The sequence below is a fragment of the Pseudomonas sp. ADAK2 TE3594 genome, from assembly GCF_053628675.1.
Genome location: NZ_JBRJGV010000001.1, coordinates 2039207 through 2055258, shown reverse-complemented (window position 1 = coordinate 2055258; position 16052 = coordinate 2039207). Strand labels below are relative to the sequence as shown.

Here is a 16052-nt window from a genome sequence, read left to right as displayed (position 1 = left end):
GCCGCCCCCCTCCAGAACATCAATTTGCACCCCATCGAGTAGTGCATTTGCACCTAACGCTGGGCCTTGGGCCGCCACTCACTGGAGAACAAACCGCGCTCGCGAGCCCAGACAATCGCCTCGCTACGACTGTGAACGTCGAGCTTGGAATACACCGTCGAGACATGGTTGCGCACCGTGTTTGGCGCAAGTTTGAGCCGCGCGGCGATTTCCTTGTCGGCCAGGCCTTCGCAGATCAGGCCGAGCACATCGCGCTCACGGGCGGTCAGGTCGGTGAAAGACACACTGGGCAACTGCGGCGAGTTGACGTTTTTCACGTTAGCGAGTTTCTCGATGAGTGTGCGACTGAACCAGGAGGCGTCTTTCATGACCTCTTCGATCGCCGACACCAACTCCAGCTCCGTGCGTTTACGTTCGGTGATGTCCATGAACACCAGCAGGTAGCAGGGCCTGTCTTGAATGTTCACGGTGTCGGCAGAAACCGCACAATCGATCAATCCGGCGCCTTTTTTGCGTACCCGGACATCGACACGATCCACGCTTCCGTTTTTTTCCAGTGCCGTAAACAGTCGCGCGCGTGCGCCTGTGTCATCGATAAAATCGATCTGCGTCACCGATTTTCCAAGCACTTCTTCACTGGAATACGCGAGCGTATCGAGGAAGGCTTCATTGACGTCCATCACCACCTGATCGCCGGCGTTGCACACCAGGATCGGCACCGGGGTCAGTCGAAAAGCCTTGGCAAAACGTTCCTCGCTCTGGCGCAGGGCGACTTCGGCCTTATGCCGAGGCTCGATGTCGACGAAGGAAAAGAGCATGCAGGCTTCGTCGTTCAGCTCAAGGGGCTGGCCGGCGACGATCACCTGTTTGCTGCCACCTTCGGCTAACTGCAGTTGCGCCTGCATTTGCGGAATGGTCACTCCTTCGCGCAGCCGCTGCTTGGCCAGGTCTTTGTTTTCGGCCCCTTCCAGCACGTCCAGTTCATAGGTCGAACGGCCGATCACCTGATCACGGGTATAGCCGGTCATCTCCAGGAAGCCCGGGTTGACTTTGATGTAACGCAAATCGCTGAGGCGACAGATCACCGCCGGGGCCGGGTTGGCGTTGAAGGTTTTTTCGAAACGCTGTTCGGCGCTGGCCCACTCCGTGACATCGTTCATGATCAGCACCAGCGACTCCGGCTTGCCAGCGCTGTCGGCCAACACCATGCTGCGCACGCTGTGAACCCAGGTGCGCTCTTCGTCGTCGGCAAGCGTCACTTCAACCAACACATCGCTGAAGGTCTCGCCTCGGGCGACGCGGTTGATCGGATAATTGTCGGTCTGAACCGGGTGATTATTGCGATAACGCAAGGCGAAGCGCTTGGCGTACTCCTTGGCATTCGCCCCGAGCTCGCTGAGTTGCCCAACGCCGTGCATGGCCAACGCGGCGTCATTGGCCCAGAGAAGGGTCTGGTCGAGCTCCAGCAGAATCACCCCATCGGACAGGCCGGCGATGATCTGCTGCAACTGACGGCGATTGGTTTCGGTGGTCAGGACGTCCTGGCTCATTGGGTCTCCACGCGTACGGCGGCGCATTCATGCGCCGCCCTGTGAAGATTACGACCGCGGGGGGTTGGGATAGTGCAGAGGACTCATCCGCCGGGCTGATGATCGTTCCCACGCTCTGCGTGGGAATGCCTCTAGGGACGCTCCGCGTTCCAGCTCTCGAAAGGGACGCGGAGCGCCCCAGGCTGCATTCCCACGCAGAGCGTGGGAACGATCAACTATTGCACTTGCAACGATGCATCCAACCCCGCCAACTTATCCGGATTGCGCATGATAAAAATCCGGCTCACCCGCCCCGCTTCATCAAAACCAAACGTCATCGACGCAGTAATGACCCCGTCCGCCTTGATAATCACGCCTTGTGTCCCATTGATTTCGCTGGGCAGCCATTCACAAGTCTGCCAATAGACATGCAGCGACTGACCAATGAATTCCAGCACGCTGTTGATACCGAACAGGGTTTCGCGGATGGCCGAGGCCTTGCCGCCGCCGTCGGCGCAGAGTTCGACGTCTTCGGCCAGCAGCGTGGTCAGGGACGCGGTTGAGCCGCTGGCGATGGCGCTGTGGAAGGCGCTCAGCAATTGGTCCTGACGCGCCGGCTCCGGCTGATAGCGGATTTGCCCGCTACCCAGACCGGCCTTGGCCCGGGATACCAATTTGCGGCAAGCCGCTTCCTGGACCCCGATCGCCTCGGCGACTTGCGCGTAATCCATGTCGAAAATTTCGTAGAGCAGGTACGCGGCGCGTTCCTTGGGAGTCAGTCGTTCCAGCAAGAGCAGGAACGCGGTGGACAATGACGAGGCCAGTTCATGCATGTGTTCGGGTGAATGCTGGTGGGTGGTATGAATCGGTTCCGGCAGCCAGGTACCGACGTAATCAACCCGCGACGTGTGAGCCGAGCGCAGCAAGTCGATGCAGTGCCGGGTGCACGCCGTGGTGAGCCAGGCGGCTGGCGTGGCGATGGAGGCCCGGTCGGCCTCCAGCCATTTGATGAACAGCTCTTGCACCACATCCTCGGCTTCGGTGCGCGAGCCGAGAATGCGATACGCCAGACCGAGCAAAAAGGGCCGGCGCTGCTCGAATACAGCGGCGGCGTTTTCAGCGGAGTTCATCGATCAGTGCCTCGACACCTGCAAACGGTTCCACAGGTTGATCATGCCGATCTCGGCCGTCAAGGCACCGATCTGAGCATCGTTGAAATGCTCGCGCAAGTCGCCGCGCAGGCTGGCGTAATCGGTCTTTTCATCGAGCACGGTCAGGGCTTCGGTCCAGGCCAGGGCGGCGCGTTCGGCGGCGCTGAAATCGCTGACATGGCGCCAGACGATCAGGCGATCCAGACGCTCGTTGGTTTCATTGGCCTCCCGCGCCTCACGGGTGTGCATCTTCACGCAGAAACCGCATTGGTTGATCTGCGAGGCACGCAGGTGCAGCAGATGTTTGAGGGTCGGGTCCAGGTCATGGCTGTCGAGGGTGACATGGACCTGGGTCAGGCTTTCGAAAACCTGAGGGATGGATTGCAGCAGATTGACCGGTTGGGTGTTGGACGACATCGTGTTGCTCCGCTAATTGAGGGGTTCAACAGGATGACGATTGAGGATTCGGGTTTGTGACGTGGGGGACGTTTTTTTAACGCGTAGAAGCAAAAGATCGCAGCCTTCGGCAGCTCCTACGCGCCTGTGGGCGCTGCCGAAGGCTGCGATCTTTTGATCTTCAAGCCGCCAATTCACCGCTGGCAATCGCATCCGACGCCGCCAACATCGCCCGCAACAACACCGCACAGCCGGCAGCCAGGTCATCCGGCGCCGCGTTTTCGATTTCGTTGTGGCTGATGCCGCCTTCGCAAGGCACGAAAATCATCCCCGCCGGGCCGAGTTCGGCGAGGAAGATTGCGTCGTGCCCTGCACCGCTGACGATGTCCATGTGCGACAGCCCCAACCCTTGTGCCGCGCCGCGTACCGCTTCGACGCAGCCTTTGTCGAAGTACAGCGGCGGGAAGTCAGCGGTGGGCGTCAGTTCGAAGGTCAGGCCGTGTTCCTCGCAGGTGGTTTCGATGACCTCGCGGACTTCGGCGATCATTGAATCGAGTCGCGCCGGCTCCAGATGCCGGAAGTCCAGGGTCATGCGCACTTCGCCAGGAATCACGTTGCGCGAGCCGGGGTAGGCTTGCAGGCAGCCGACGGTGCCGCAGGCGTGGGGTTGATGGCCGAGGGCGGCGCGATTGACCGCGCCGACGATTACCGAGGCGCCGACCAGAGCGTCCTTGCGCAGGTGCATCGGTGTCGGGCCGGCATGGGCTTCGACGCCGCGCAGTTTCAGGTCGAACCATTTCTGCCCGAGGGCGCCCATCACCACGCCGATGGTTTTGCGCTCATCCTCAAGAATCGGGCCTTGCTCGATGTGGGCCTCGAAATACGCGCCAACGGCATGGCCGCTGACCTTGCGCGGTCCGGCATAGCCGATGGCGTTCAGGGCTTCGCCGACGGTCACGCCCTCGGCATCGACCTTGGCCAGGGTTTCTTCGAGGGTGAATTTTTCCGCGAACACGCCGGAGCCCATCATGCACGGGGCGAAGCGCGAGCCTTCTTCGTTGGTCCAGACCACCACTTCCAGCGGCGCTTCGGTTTCCACCTTCAGGTCATTGAGGGTGCGCAAGACTTCGACCCCGGCCAGCACGCCGAAGCAGCCGTCGAACTTGCCGCCGGTGGGTTGAGTGTCGATGTGGCTGCCGGTCATCACCGGTGGCAGGTTCGGGTTGCGCCCCGGACGGCGGGCGAAGATGTTGCCGACAGCGTCGATGCTGACGGTGCAGCCGGCTTCTTCACACCAGTTCACGAAGATGTCCCGGGCCTGGCGGTCGAGGTCGGTCAGGGCCAGCCGGCAGACGCCGCCCTTGACCGTGGCACCGAGTTTGGCCAGGTCCATGAGCGACTGCCACAGACGGTCGCGGTTGATGTGCTGATGGGTGGACTGCAGAACGTCTATGGCAGCGTTCATGATGATCTCCTCAGTTCTTCTTCTGATAGTTCCCACGCTCTGCGTGGGAATTCATCCATGGACGCTCTGCGTCCGCTTCTGGGACGCGGAGCGTCCCGGGCTGCATTCCCACGCAGAGCGTGGGAACGATCAAACCGTGGATTTCGCGATTGATGGGCTGGGGCGCATCGAGCACAACCCGTAATAAATCAGCCCACCCAGCACCGAGCCGGTGAACCAGCCATAGTCGTAGAACCAGCTGAACGCATCGCTGCCCAGCGACAACAGCGTCAACGCCACCGGCACGCCGAACGCGATAAAGCCGAACCAGTTCCACGCCGGATAAACGTCATCGCGGTAAAGTCCGGCCAAATCCAGTTCCTGTTTCTTGATCAGGAAATAGTCCACCACCATGATCCCGGCGATCGGCCCCAGCAGGCTCGAATAGCCCAGCAACCAGTTGGAATACACCGTCTCCAGGCTTAAATCCGAAACGATCAGTCCAAGCTTTTTCAGCAACTCATGGGCCATCAGCGCCAACCCGACCAGCCCCGTGAGCATCACCGCTGTGGTGCGGTTGATGTACTTGGGCGCGACGTTCTGGAAATCGTTGGTCGGCGACACGATGTTGGCTGCGGTGTTGGTCGATAACGTGGCGATAATGATCAGCGCCATGGCCAAGGCGACCCAGACCGGGCTCTGGATATGGCCGATAAGAGTGACCGGATCAGAGACAGTGACGCCCACCAGTTTTACCGAAGCGGCCGTCATCACCACACCAAGGGAGGCGAACAGGAACATGGTCAGGGGCAAGCCGATAATCTGCCCGACGATCTGATCCTTCTGGCTTTTCGCGTAGCGGCTGAAGTCCGGAATGTTCAGCGACAAAGTGGCCCAGAACCCGACCATGGCGGTCAGCCCGGCGGCAAAATAACTGACCACGCCGGCCCCTTCCGGACGCTTGGCCGGGATCGCCAGCAACTCGGTCATCGACACGTTCGGCATCGCCCACACCAGCAGCCCCACGCCCACCAGCACCAACAACGGCGCCGAGAGGGTTTCCAGCCATTTGATCGAGTCCGCGCCGCGAATCACCACCCACAGGTTCAAGGCCCAGAACACCATGAAGCCGATCACCTCACCGGTGCCGCCGAGGGCTTTCCAGTCATCGAACACCGAACCGAGAAACAGGTGAATCGCCAGCCCGCCGAACATGGTCTGGATGCCGAACCAGCCACACGCCACCAGGGCACGAATGAGGCACGGTATGTTGGAACCGAGGATGCCGAAGGATGAGCGCAGCAACACCGGAAACGGAATGCCGTACTTGGTGCCGGGAAATGCGTTCAGGGTCAGCGGGATCAGCACGATGATGTTGGCGAACAGAATCGCCAGCAGGGCTTCGCCCACGGTCAGGCCGAAATAGGCGGTGAGCACGCCGCCAAGGGTGTAGGTCGGCACGCAGATCGCCATGCCGACCCATAACGCGGTGATGTGCCATTTGTTCCAGGTTCGTTCGCGCACCTTGGTCGGTGCCATGTCGTGGTTGTAACGGGGACTGTCGAGGACGTCGCTGCCGGCTTCGAGCTCAAACAAGCCGTCGCGCTCGGTCACTTGCGATCTGATCTGTTGCATGGCCGCTCCACTGTTCTTTTGATTATTTTTGCTCATCAGGGGCTGGCGCGCGGTGCGTCAGCCGGACGATGGCCGGAGAAACTGACAACTTTCATGGACCGGCCAAGGTGTCAGCGGCGGCATCAATAAACGTGCCGGGTGCCCCGCTAGCGCATCGGGCAGTGCCATAAAATTTCGTTAACCAACTGATGTTAATCAGCTTTATTTATCCAACTATTGAATCCGTGGTGAGTTGCCATGCCACTCAGGCCGAATGTCAGGCAAGTTGTCCGAACAGTCAGGACTCAATCTGGTGCGTCGATCTTTTTTGAAAGATTGCGCATCAACCATAGACCATCCTCAAGCAGCTGATTTCACATAGAAAATCTCGTCTATTTTTTGAACCTGTCAAGTGCGTCAAAATGGTGAGAGGCCTCACCATTTTGGTGATTTTCAGTTTTTATCTTTATATTTCAATTAGTTAAATAAGTAATAAGCTTATAAAAAATATTCTTGCTCAATCCACAAACTGCAGCTAGCGTCTATTCTTGACAGCGCTGACAGGAATACACCGATTGGCGTCTGCTTCATATAAAACATTTAGAACCGGCATCAGTCGGTCAATGCCTGCGAGGAACTCGGAATGTCTCTGTTGATCCGTGGCGCCACCGTTATTACCCATGATGAAAGTTATCGCGCCGACGTCTATTGCGCCGACGGCGTGATCAAAGCCATCGGTGAAAACCTCGATGTTCCCGCCGATGCGCAAGTGCTAGACGGCAGCGGCCAATACCTGATGCCCGGCGGCATCGACCCGCACACTCATATGCAGCTGCCCTTCATGGGCACGGTCGCCAGCGAGGACTTCTTCAGCGGCACCGCGGCAGGGCTTGCCGGCGGCACCACCTCGATCATCGACTTCGTGATTCCCAACCCGCAGCAATCGTTGATGGAGGCGTTTCATCAATGGCGCGGCTGGGCCGAGAAATCGGCGTCGGACTACGGTTTCCATGTCGCCATTACCTGGTGGAGCGAGCAGGTCCGCGAAGAAATGGCCGAGCTGGTCAGCCATCACGGGGTCAACAGCTTCAAGCATTTCATGGCCTACAAGAACGCGATCATGGCCGCCGACGATACGCTGGTAGCGAGTTTCGAGCGCTGCCTGGAGTTGGGCGCGGTGCCGACCGTGCATGCGGAAAACGGCGAACTGGTCTATCACCTGCAACGTAAATTGATGGCCCAGGGCATGACCGGGCCGGAAGCGCACCCGCTGTCGCGGCCTTCGCAGGTGGAAGGTGAGGCCGCGAGCCGGGCGATCCGCATCGCCGAAACCCTCGGCACGCCGCTGTACCTGGTCCACGTCTCGACCAAGGAAGCCCTCGACGAAATCACCTACGCCCGCAGCAAGGGCCAACCGGTCTACGGCGAAGTGCTGGCCGGGCATCTGCTGCTGGACGACAGCGTTTACCAACACCCGGACTGGCAGACCGCCGCCGGTTACGTGATGAGCCCACCCTTCCGTCCTCGCGGCCATCAAGAGGCGCTTTGGCATGGCCTGCAAGCGGGCAACCTGCACACCACCGCCACCGACCACTGCTGCTTCTGCGCCGAACAAAAAGCCGCCGGCCGTGACGACTTCAGCAAAATTCCGAACGGCACCGCCGGCATCGAAGACCGCATGGCGGTGCTCTGGGATGAAGGGGTGAATACCGGGCGTTTGTCGATGCAGCACTTCGTTGCCCTCACCTCCACCAACACCGCGAAAATCTTCAACCTCTATCCGCGCAAGGGTGCGATCCGCGTGGGCGCCGATGCGGATCTGGTGCTGTGGGACCCGGAAGGTACGCGGACGATTTCAGCCAAGACCCATCACCAGCAAGTCGACTTCAACATCTTTGAAGGCAAGACCGTGCGCGGCGTGCCGAGCCACACCGTCAGCCAGGGCCGAGTGGTGTGGGCCGATGGTGATTTGCGGGCCGAGCGTGGTGCCGGTCGGTATGTCGAACGGCCGGCGTATCCGGCGGTGTTCGATTTGCTGAGCAAGCGGGCTGAGCTGCACAGGCCGGTTGCTGTGAAACGCTGAGATCGAGGCCTTCGGCCTTCGCGGGCAAGCCTCGCTCCTACATTTGGAATGCATACCCCTGTAGGAGCGAGGCTTGCCCGCGAAGAGGCCCGCCCAGACAACAAAAAAACCAATGCCCACCAGAGGCAATACCTCAAATAACCGTGAGGCCAACACCGTGATCAAGACCCTGAACCACCTCCCGCATCCCCATGAGGACGCGGCCGCCCTCGCCGGCCATTTCACCGATCTGGCGCCGCCACTCAACGACCGTCAGGCGCATCTGGAAGCCTCGCGTTGTCTGTATTGCTACGACGCGCCCTGCGTGAATGCCTGCCCGAGCGACATCGATATTCCGTCGTTCATCCGCAATATCCATCAGGAAAACGTTCAGGGTGCGGCGCAAAAAATCCTCTCGGCCAACATCCTCGGTGGCAGTTGCGCCCGGGTCTGCCCGACGGAGATCCTGTGCCAGCAAGCCTGCGTGCGCAACAACGCCCAGGAATGCGCGCCGGTGTTGATCGGCCTGTTGCAACGCTATGCCGTGGACAACGCACACTTCAGCGAACACCCGTTCCAACGCGCCGCCCCGACCGGCAAGCGCATCGCCGTGGTCGGTGCCGGCCCGGCCGGTTTGTCCTGCGCGCACCGCAGCGCCATGCACGGCCATGACGTGGTGATTTTCGAGGCGCGGGAGAAGGCTGGTGGGCTCAACGAATACGGGATCGCCAAGTACAAGCTGGTGGACGATTACGCGCAGAAAGAGCTTGAGTTCCTGATGGGGATTGGCGGAATCGAGATTCGCCACGGGCAGAAACTTGGAGAGAACCTGACCTTAAGCGAACTGCATCAGCAATTCGATGCGGTATTCCTCGGCCTCGGCCTGGCCGCCAGCAAACAGCTAGGACTGGCCCACGAAGATGCCCCCGGCCTGCTCGCCGCCACCGACTACATCCGCGAACTGCGCCAGGCCGATGACCTGACGCAACTGCCGCTGGCCGAGCACTGCATTGTCCTTGGTGCCGGCAACACCGCCATCGACATGGCCGTGCAGATGGCTCGTCTCGGTGCCCGCGACGTCAATCTGGTGTACCGCCGTGGCGCCCCGGACATGGGCGCCACCGGTCACGAACAGGACATCGCCAAGGCCAATCAGGTGCGGCTGTTGACGTGGGCTCAACCTGAAGAAGTGCTACTCGATGATCAAGGCAACGTGCGCGGCATGCGCTTCGCCCGCACCCGGTTGGCGGAGGGTCGCCTACAAACCACCGGCGAAACCTTCGAACTGGCCGCTGATGCGATCTTCAAAGCCATCGGCCAAACCTTCGACAACAGCGCTCTCGCCGATCCGCTGGCCCGTGAACTCAAGCGTCAGGGCGACCGCATCCTCGTCGACGAACAGCTGCGCACCAGCATCCCCGGCGTGTATGCCGGCGGCGACTGCACCAGCCTCGATCAGGACCTCACCGTGCAGGCCGTGCAGCACGGCAAGCTGGCCGCCGAGGCCATCAACGCTCAACTCATGCTCAACGTGGAGGCTGCGTAAATGGCCGATCTCTCGATTGTTTTCGCCGGTATCAAAGCCCCCAATCCGTTCTGGCTGGCCTCCGCTCCGCCGACCGACAAAGCCTACAACGTGGTTCGCGCGTTCGAGGCCGGTTGGGGCGGCGTGGTCTGGAAAACCCTGGGTGAAGACCCGGCAGCGGTCAACGTGTCGTCACGTTACTCGGCGCACTTCGGGGCTAATCGGGAGGTGCTGGGCTTTAACAATATCGAGCTGATCACCGACCGTTCTCTGGAAATCAACCTGCGGGAAATCACCCAGGTCAAAAAGGACTGGCCGGACCGCGCGCTGATCGTGTCGCTGATGGTGCCCTGCGTCGAAGAGTCGTGGAAACAGATCCTGCCGCTGGTGGAAGCCACCGGGGCCGATGGCATCGAACTGAATTTCGGCTGCCCCCACGGCATGCCGGAACGGGGCATGGGCGCGGCGGTCGGCCAAGTGCCGGAGTATGTCGAGCAGGTCACCCGCTGGTGCAAGACGTATTGCTCGCTGCCGGTGATCGTCAAGCTCACACCGAACATCACCGACATCCGTGTCGCCGCCCGTGCCGCGCACCGTGGCGGGGCCGATGCGGTGTCGTTGATCAACACCATCAACTCGATCACCAGCGTCAACCTGGAACGCATGGTCGCCAATCCCGCCGTCGGCAGCCAAAGCACCCACGGCGGTTATTGCGGTTCGGCAGTGAAGCCGATTGCGTTGAACATGGTCGCCGAGATCGCCCGCGACCCACAGACCCAAGGCTTGCCGATCAGCGGCATTGGCGGCATCGGCAGCTGGCGCGATGCGGCGGAATTCATTGCCCTGGGCAGTGGTTCGGTGCAGGTATGCACGGCGGCGATGCTGCATGGCTTCCGGATTGTCGAGGAGATGAAGGACGGTTTGTCGCGCTGGATGGACAGTCAGGGCTACGCCAGCGTGTCGGAGTTTTCCGGGCGTGCGGTGGGCAATACCACGGACTGGAAGTACCTGGACATCAACTACCAGGTGATTGCGAAGATTGATCAGGCGGCGTGTATCGGTTGCGGTCGCTGCCACATCGCTTGCGAAGATACCTCGCACCAGGCGATTGCGAGCCTTAAGCAGGCGGACGGGACGCATAAATATGAAGTGATCGATGATGAGTGCGTGGGGTGCAATCTGTGTCAGATCACGTGTCCGGTGCAGGATTGTATTGAGATGGTGCCTATGGATACGGGCAAGCCGTTTCTGGATTGGAACCATGATCCGAGGAATCCGTACCATGTCGCGGTCTGAACTCAGCGGCGCCTGAACTGACGCCATCGCGGGCAAGCCCGCTCCCACAGGGTTCTCGGTGTACACGGAATTTGTGTACGACATAAACACTGTGGGAGCGGGCTTGCCCGCGATGAGGCCAGCCGCAACAACGAAAATCTCAAGGCTCCAACCCGATCCCGCGCAAGATCACACTGGTCACCGTCTGCACCGCCCGCTCGAACTGCATGTCCGACAACGGCTGGTGATCGTTAAGGATATTCACCTGGTGATCGAAGTCCGCGTAATGCTGGGTCGAAGCCCAGATCATGTACAGCAGGCTGGACGGCTCCACTGGCAGGATGCGTTTGTCCTCCACCCACTGGCGAATTTTCGCTTCTTTCATCTTGGCCCAGTCGTACAGGCTGGCGTCGAGTTTCTCACCCAATGTCGGCGCACCGTGGATGATTTCGTTGGCCCAGACTTTCGAACCGTACGGCCGGCTGCGGGAATGGTTCATCTTGGCGCGGATGTAGCTGCTGAGCACCACTCGCGGGTCATCGAACATCTCGAAGCACAAGGCGTCCTGCTTCCAGACCTCCAGCAAACCCAGGAGCACCGCGCTGTACAGCTCGCTCTTGGTGCTGAAGTAGTAATGCAGGTTGGAACGCGGCAGTTGCACTTCGGCGGCGATGTCGGCCATGGCGGTGCTGCCGAAACCTTTTTCGGCGAAGACTTTTTCGGCCCCCAGCAGAATCTTTTCGACGTTACTGCGACGAATCTCGATCTTGTGATTGCCCATGAGGGCTCCCTGACAACAACGTTGATCAAGACTAGCATCCGCTCTGGATCGGGGCGACAAGGGAAAACGAAACTTCGTACGGTGGTCTTGTGGCAGGTAAACTGGCCGCCTCTTTGAACCTGCCGCTGAGGTCTTCACGATGTTGCTCAAAAACGCCCTGACCGCCACCGCCCTCCTCGGCTCAATGCTCGCCGCCTCGTCGGTGTTTGCCCATGCGCACCTGAAAAGCCAGACCCCGGCGGCCGACAGCACCGTGAGCGCACCCTCGGAGCTGCGCCTGAAGTTTTCCGAAGGGGTTGAAGCGACGTTCACCAAAGTGACGATCAGCAAGGACGGCGCCGACGTCCCGGTAAAAAGCCTCGCCACCGAAGGCAGCGACAAGAAAACCCTGATCGTCACCCCGAACGCGCCGTTAGCCGCTGGCGATTACAAAGTCGAATGGCACGCCGTGTCGGTCGACACCCATAAAAGCGAAGGCGCCTACCGCTTCAAGGTGGGTCAGTAATTCATGACCGAGGCGCTGGTGCTGTGCCGCTTTGTGCATTTCACCGTGGTGCTGATGCTGTTCGGGGCCTGGGTGTTCAGGCCCCTGCTGTTGGGCCGTGAAACCGCGCGGCTGGATCCGTCCCAGGCGCGAGTGACCCGCGGGCTTACCGCGATAGCGTTGATCAGTGGCGTCGGCTGGTTGCTGCTGATCACCGCCAGTATGGCCGGTGCCCCGGAGGCGGCATTCGATCCGGCGACGCTAGGGTTGGTGCTGAGCAATACTTTTTTCGGTCAGGTCTGGCGCTGGCATCTGCTGCTCAATCTACTGCTCATGGCCCTGCTGCTGACGCCCTGGCGTTCCAGCGTGACTTGGCGCATCAGCCTTTCCTGCCTGCTGCTTGCGACCCTGGCCCCGGTCGGTCATGGCGCCATGCTCGATGGCCTGCAAGGCCAGTTGCTGATCCTTAACCAGATCATTCACCTGGCCTGCGTCGGCGCCTGGCTGGGTGGGTTGATGCTGTTGGTGATGATCTTGCGCCAACCGGCCGATCATCCCTTGAGCGCGATATTGCAACGCTTCAGCGGGATCGGTTACGCCTTGGTGGCGGGACTGGTGATGACCGGGCTGATCAACGTGCGGGTATTGACCGGCGCGTTCTGGCCGACGCCGTTACTGTCCGGGTTTGCGCTGATCCTGTTGATCAAGGTTGTGCTGGTGATCGGGATGTTGGGGTTGGCACTGTTCAATCGGCTGCGGGTCAAGGATTGCCAGCAGCGCCCGGACCTGTTGCGTGCCAGCGTCATGCTCGAGTGGTTGCTGGGGATTGGCGCGGTGGCAGCGGTTTCGCTACTGGGCACCATGCCCCCAATGATTACTGCCTGAAACACACAGCCCCCGTAGGAGCGAGGCTTGCCCGCGAAGAGGGACTGTCAGCCGACATCAATGCTGAATGACAGACCGCTTTCGCGGGCAAGCCTCGCTCCTACAAGGACCGTGTTAATCAGGGGTGATCGCGGCGGCGGTATCGATACTCACCACCACCGACATCCCCGGTCGCAACCGCTCGCTCTGTTCCTGATCGGCATCGACGGTGATCCGCACCGGCACCCGCTGGGCAATCTTGACGAAGTTGCCGGTGGCGTTGTCGGCCTGCAACAGGCTGAACTCGGACCCCGTGGCCGGCGAAATCCGCTGTACACGCCCGTGGAATTCACGGTGGTTCAGCGCATCGACCGTGAAGCTCACCGGCTGGCCGACCCGTACGTTGTCCATCTGGGTTTCCTTCATGTTGGCGATCACCCACAACTGGTTCGGCACCAGCGCCATCAGTTGCGCCCCGGAGTTCACGTAGGCGCCGAGGCGCACGCCGATCTGCCCGAGTTGACCATCGCGTGGCGCCAGCACGCGGGTGTTCGACAGGTCGATCCGTGCCAGTTGCACCGCCGCTTCAGCGTTGGCCACCGCGGCTTCCAGGGAGCCGCGATTGACGATCACCGTTTGCAGATCCTGCCGGGAGATTTCCAGATTGGCCTGGGCCTGCGCCACGGCGGCAATGGTCTGTGCATTGGCGGCCAGGGTCACGTCCAGTTCGCGTTTCGACACCGAGCCATCGCTGATCAGCTCCTTGTTACGGCGCAAATCCGCTTCACTTTTGCGCAACTGTGCCTGGGCGTCGGCCACGGCAGCCTGACGCAACTTGATGGTCGCTTCGGCGCTGTTGCGTTGCTGCACCACGTTGGCCAGCGCGGCTTTCTCCACCGCCAATTGCGCCAGGGATTGATCGAGGCGCTGCTTGTAGATGCGGTCGTCGAGGCGCACCAGCAAATCCCCGGCCTTCACAAACTGGAAGTCCTGCACCGGCACTTCGTACACGTAACCGCTGAGCTGCGGGCCGATGATCGTCACCTGGCCTCGCACCAGCGCGTTTTCCGTGGTCTCGACCGCACTGCTGAACGGCGGCAGTTGCCAGGCGTACAACACGATCAGCACGCCGACGATGGCAATCGCTGCAAAGCCCAGGGACGAGATAACTCGCACCCGCAGCGAACGGGGCTCGCTGGCCGGCGAGGACGGCGGCGTCTGGTCTTCCGGGGTGGCGGCGATGGCGTTGGTGGTCGTGGTCGGTTCGGTCATGAAGAAGTGGCACCGCTGGGTTGTACGGTTGGAGTGGCAGGCGCCGGGGCGACGGTGGTGCTCATCAGCCACAGGGCGCGAATGGAAATCCAGATCATGGTCAACACCGCGATCACGGCAATCAGCATGAACACATCGTTGTAGGCCAATACATTGGCCTCGCGGGTGGCGGCGGTGGCCAGGCTGCGAATGCCTTGCAGGTTGCGCTGGCTCGGGTCAGCGATCATCGAGGCGACCGCGTTACCGCCGCTCTGTACCCGCGCCGCCACCCGCGGGTCGAGCAGGGTCAATTGCTCGACGATGTGGCTGGAGTGGAATTTCTCGCGCACGATCTGGAACGTCCCCAGCAATGCCGCGCCGATCAAGCCACCCAGGTTCTGGCAGATACCGAACAGCACCGAGAAACTCACCAGATTGCGCGGGCTGCTCAGCACGTTGCGCATGCCGAAGACCATGGTAGGCCCGAGAAAGAACGTCCCGCCGAAGGCCAACAGGAACTGGCTGAAATACAGGTTTTCCGGGCGGGTCAGGTTGTTCGAATAACTGTCCATCACCGACCCGACCGCCATCAGCGCGAGAGAGATGATCAGCGGCATGATCAAGTGTTTGGGATCGATGGTCAGGGCGCTGGTGGCCAAACCGGCAATACTGCCGATCAACATCACCACATACAGACTGTGCAGTTGCTGACTGCTCATGTTCAGCGCCTGCATGAACCCCACCGCGCCGGTGGATTGTTCCGAGGTCACCATGCGGATCAGGATCACCGCCAAGGCCAGGCGAACCATTGCGCCGCTGCCGAGCCAGCGGGTCATCAGCATCGGGTTGCTGCGGTTGTGCTCGATGGCCAGGCCCGTGAGGATCAACACGATCGAGGCCGCCGAGGCCACACCGATCCACTGCGCTTCGAGCCACCAGTCGATCCGCCCCAGGGACAACACCGCGCAAAGCAAAGCCACGCCGCTGGCGAGGATGGCGAAGGTCAGGAAGTCGAGTTTTTCGAAGGTCTTGAAGCGATCACCTGGTGGCAGTTTCAGCAGGAACACGCAGCCAAGGGACAACAGCGCCATGCCCAATTCGAACAGATACAGCCCGCGCCACTCGGCGATCTGCAGCAGGTCTTCGGAGAACAACCGCGCCATGGGCAACGCCAGTTGCGAGGTGCCGAGGCCCAACACCAACGCCTTCATCCGCCATTTCGCCGGGAAGGCCTGGATCATGTAATACAGGCCCAACGAACTCAGCGCCGCACCGACCATGCCGTGGGCCGCGCGCACGGCGATCGCCGAACTCAGGTCATTGACGAACAAATGGCCGAAGGTCACCAGCGCATAGAGCATCAGGAACACTTCGGTGAACGCCCGCAAGCCGAACTGCTGACGAAACTTCACCAGCAGCAGGTTCATCGACACGTTGGTCATCACATAGGCCGCCGGCAACCAGGCCATCTCCGCGGTGGTCGCCCCCAGCGCGCCTTGCAGGTAAGGCAGGTTGGCGATCACCAGCGAGTTGCCGAGGCCGCCGGTCAATGCCACCAGCAAACCCACCAGCGCATAAGCCAGCCGCTTGGGGTTGGCGTGCAATGGCGTCGAGGGTGAACCGGGCAGGCTGGGCCGTTCGTGGGGCTGCCAGTTGCGCGGGGCGTAGTGATCCAT

General features: G+C 60.9%; 13 protein-coding genes. 5 read left to right on the top strand and 8 right to left on the bottom strand.

Annotated features, from left to right (window positions below):
• Positions 1-53 precede the first annotated feature (53 nt).
• The 5 genes from AB7M22_RS09485 to AB7M22_RS09465 all read right to left on the bottom strand — a co-directional run bounded on the left by AB7M22_RS09485 (position 54) and on the right by AB7M22_RS09465 (position 6155).
• Positions 54-1550, bottom strand: coding sequence for a PAS domain S-box protein (locus tag AB7M22_RS09485; protein WP_454186065.1), 1497 nt, complete (start codon positions 1548-1550; stop codon positions 54-56).
• Between the two features lie 215 nt (positions 1551-1765).
• Positions 1766-2659 carry an RNA polymerase sigma factor SigJ gene (gene sigJ, locus AB7M22_RS09480; RefSeq protein ID WP_454186064.1) on the bottom strand — a complete coding sequence of 298 codons (894 nt, stop codon included), beginning with the start codon at positions 2657-2659 and terminating at the stop codon, positions 1766-1768.
• A gap of 3 nt (positions 2660-2662) precedes the next feature.
• Positions 2663-3097: a carboxymuconolactone decarboxylase family protein gene (locus AB7M22_RS09475; protein WP_063343432.1), complete on the bottom strand. Its 435-nt coding sequence runs from the start codon at positions 3095-3097 to the stop codon at positions 2663-2665.
• Between the two features lie 160 nt (positions 3098-3257).
• The gene (locus AB7M22_RS09470) at positions 3258-4541 is read right to left on the bottom strand and encodes a Zn-dependent hydrolase (protein ID WP_454186063.1); all 1284 of its coding nucleotides are present in this window, start codon (positions 4539-4541) and stop codon (positions 3258-3260) included.
• Between the two features lie 129 nt (positions 4542-4670).
• Complete coding sequence (locus AB7M22_RS09465; RefSeq protein WP_454186062.1) at positions 4671-6155, bottom strand: NCS1 family nucleobase:cation symporter-1; 1485 nt, start codon at positions 6153-6155, stop codon at positions 4671-4673.
• A 622-nt stretch (positions 6156-6777) separates the two neighbouring features.
• Between AB7M22_RS09465 and hydA the strand changes: the two genes are divergently transcribed.
• From hydA to preA, 3 genes are all read left to right on the top strand, one after another.
• Entirely contained in the window at positions 6778-8217 is a 1440-nt protein-coding gene (gene hydA / locus AB7M22_RS09460) for a dihydropyrimidinase (RefSeq protein WP_454186061.1), read from the top strand.
• Positions 8218-8374: 157 nt separating this feature from the next.
• Positions 8375-9742 carry an NAD(P)-dependent oxidoreductase gene (locus tag AB7M22_RS09455; RefSeq protein ID WP_454188779.1) on the top strand — a complete coding sequence of 456 codons (1368 nt, stop codon included), beginning with the start codon at positions 8375-8377 and terminating at the stop codon, positions 9740-9742.
• Positions 9743-11017, top strand: a complete 1275-nt coding sequence (preA, locus tag AB7M22_RS09450) for an NAD-dependent dihydropyrimidine dehydrogenase subunit PreA (RefSeq protein ID WP_454186060.1) — start codon at positions 9743-9745, stop codon at positions 11015-11017.
• 139 nt (positions 11018-11156) lie between these two features.
• Here preA and AB7M22_RS09445 read toward each other — a convergent pair whose 3' ends face one another.
• The gene (locus tag AB7M22_RS09445; protein ID WP_007899508.1) at positions 11157-11777 is read right to left on the bottom strand and encodes a TetR/AcrR family transcriptional regulator; all 621 of its coding nucleotides are present in this window, start codon (positions 11775-11777) and stop codon (positions 11157-11159) included.
• 139 nt (positions 11778-11916) lie between these two features.
• Here AB7M22_RS09445 and copC point away from each other — a divergent pair, with 139 nt between their 5' ends.
• Together copC and copD are read left to right on the top strand one after the other, a co-directional pair.
• Positions 11917-12282, top strand: a complete 366-nt coding sequence (gene copC / locus AB7M22_RS09440) for a copper homeostasis periplasmic binding protein CopC (protein WP_454186059.1) — start codon at positions 11917-11919, stop codon at positions 12280-12282.
• A gap of 3 nt (positions 12283-12285) precedes the next feature.
• Entirely contained in the window at positions 12286-13146 is an 861-nt protein-coding gene (gene copD, locus AB7M22_RS09435; RefSeq protein ID WP_454186058.1) for a copper homeostasis membrane protein CopD, read from the top strand.
• Positions 13147-13260: 114 nt separating this feature from the next.
• On the opposite strand, the gene AB7M22_RS09430 is transcribed toward copD, so the two are convergent.
• Entirely contained in the window at positions 13261-14397 is a 1137-nt protein-coding gene (locus AB7M22_RS09430) for an HlyD family secretion protein (protein WP_454186057.1), read from the bottom strand.
• On the bottom strand, positions 14394-16052 hold the full coding sequence (locus tag AB7M22_RS09425) for an MFS transporter (RefSeq protein ID WP_454186056.1): 1659 nt from the start codon (positions 16050-16052) through the stop codon (positions 14394-14396). Before AB7M22_RS09425 ends, AB7M22_RS09430 begins: the two co-directional genes overlap by 4 nt.